This is a genomic window from Streptomyces sp. NPDC056948 (genome assembly GCF_042674225.1).
Taxonomy (GTDB): domain Bacteria; phylum Actinomycetota; class Actinomycetes; order Streptomycetales; family Streptomycetaceae; genus Streptomyces; species Streptomyces purpurascens.
In genome coordinates, this window is sequence record NZ_JBHUQX010000756.1 from 1 (window position 1) to 1,966 (window position 1,966).

The 1,966-nt window shown below is 68.6% G+C and carries 3 protein-coding genes; all 3 read left to right on the forward strand.

All coding sequences use genetic code 11. From position 1 onward, the window contains the following. A partial coding sequence (locus tag ACFTZL_RS44375; protein ID WP_382596186.1) for a lipoyl synthase occupies positions 1-879 on the forward strand: 879 nt, incomplete at its 5' end. Positions 880-1,139: 260 nt separating this feature from the next. Beyond that, positions 1,140-1,352: a hypothetical protein gene (locus tag ACFTZL_RS44380; RefSeq protein ID WP_382596189.1), complete on the forward strand. Its 213-nt coding sequence runs from the start codon at positions 1,140-1,142 to the stop codon at positions 1,350-1,352. 76 nt (positions 1,353-1,428) lie between these two features. Then, a partial coding sequence (locus ACFTZL_RS44385) for a DUF4191 domain-containing protein (RefSeq protein WP_382596192.1) occupies positions 1,429-1,966 on the forward strand: 538 nt, incomplete at its 3' end.

A 1,966-nucleotide genomic window follows, 5' to 3' on the forward strand; every position in this document is an offset into this window, starting at 1 on the left:
ATCAAGACCCGGGCGAAAATGGGTCCCGAGTACACCAAGATGCAGAACCTCGTGAAGAGCGAGGGCCTGCACACGGTCTGCCAGGAAGCCGGCTGCCCCAATATCTACGAGTGCTGGGAGGACCGCGAGGCGACCTTCCTCATCGGCGGCGACCAGTGCACCCGGCGCTGTGACTTCTGCCAGATCGACACCGGCAAGCCCGAGGCGCTCGACCGCGACGAGCCCCGCCGGGTCGGCGAGTCCGTGGTCACGATGGACCTGAACTACGCCACGATCACCGGCGTCGCCCGCGACGACCTGGAGGACGGCGGCGCCTGGCTGTACGCCGAGACGGTCCGCCAGATCCACCAGCAGACGGCGGACCGCGAGGCCGGCCGGACCAAGGTCGAGCTGCTCGCGCCCGACTTCAACGCCGTCCCCGAGCAGCTCGCGGAGGTCTTCTCCTCCCGCCCCGAGGTCTTCGCTCACAACGTCGAGACGGTCCCGCGGATCTTCAAGCGCATCCGCCCCGGCTTCCGCTACGACCGCTCCCTCAAGGTCATCACCGAGGCCCGCGACTACGGCCTCGTCACCAAGTCGAACCTGATCCTCGGCATGGGCGAGACCCGCGAGGAGGTCAGCGACGCGCTCAAGCAGCTCCACGACGCGGGCTGCGAGCTGGTCACCATCACGCAGTACCTGCGGCCCTCCGTGCGCCACCACCCCGTGGAGCGCTGGGTGAAGCCGCACGAGTTCGTGGAGCTGCAGCAGGAGGCCGAGCAGATCGGCTTCTCCGGTGTGATGTCCGGCCCGCTGGTGCGCTCCTCGTACCGCGCGGGACGGCTCTTCAAGATGGCCATGGAGCAGCGGGACGCGCGCATCGCGGCCCAGACCGTCTGACACATCGTCACCACCCTGCCCGGCGCAGGGCGGGACAAGCGTGTGAATTCCCGCACAAGACGCTACCCGCCAGTAGCGGCCGATTTGACGCGGTCCTGACCGTCCTCGCAGATGAGGGCACATGTCAGGACCGCGTCGGCGTTTCACCAGTCCCCGCCGGGGCTTCATGGGTGTTTGACCGGCCGGTCACGCCCTGGTAACACCAATCAGTGACGCTGAACTCACAGCACGTACACCCATACCGAGGGGGGACCTCACCCATGCAGGCCGCGCCGGTCCGCGCCACCGCGATTCCGTCCTTCACCACCGCACTGCGTGCCGTCGAGTCGCTGCTGATGAGCAGCGGTCAGCGCACCGCCCGCCGCAACGCGTGGACCTCCGTGCTGGAGGACCGCCGTCGCGCCAAGGACCGGGTCGAGACGCAGCGCGTCCTCGACCAGTCCGTTCCCGGGTCCGTCTCCCTCCGCCCCTGAACCCCGGCCCCTCCCCCATGGGCCCCCGCGGGCACTGCCGTCGTCGGCGCTTGTGGGGCCACGTAGACTGCGTGGCATGGCGAGGAAGGAACCTGCAGCGGACGCTGCGAATCCCGGGCGACTGAAGCAGATCGCTCAGACCTACAAGATGACCCGCAGGGCCGACAAGAAGATCGGTCTTGTACTCGCGGCAGTCGGAATCGTCACCTTCGGTGTCTTCCTCGCGATCGGTTTCTTGATCGGTCACCCCATTTATCTCGGCATCCTGGGCCTCCTGCTCGCCTTCCTCGCGTCGGCGATCGTGTTCGGGCGCCGGGCCGAGCGGGCCGCCTTCGGGCAGATGGAGGGACAGCCCGGCGCCGCTGCGGCGGTGCTCGACAACGTCGGCCGGGGCTGGACGACGACCCCCGCGGTGGCGATGAACCGCAGCCAGGACGTGGTGCACCGCGCCGTCGGCAAGGCCGGCATCGTCCTGGTCGCGGAGGGCAACCCGAACCGGGTGAAGTCCCTGCTCGCCGCCGAGAAGAAGAAGATGAACCGCATCGTCGCGGACGTCCCGGTGCACGACCTGGTCGTGGGCACGGGCGAGGGCCAGGTCGAGCTGAAGAAGCTGC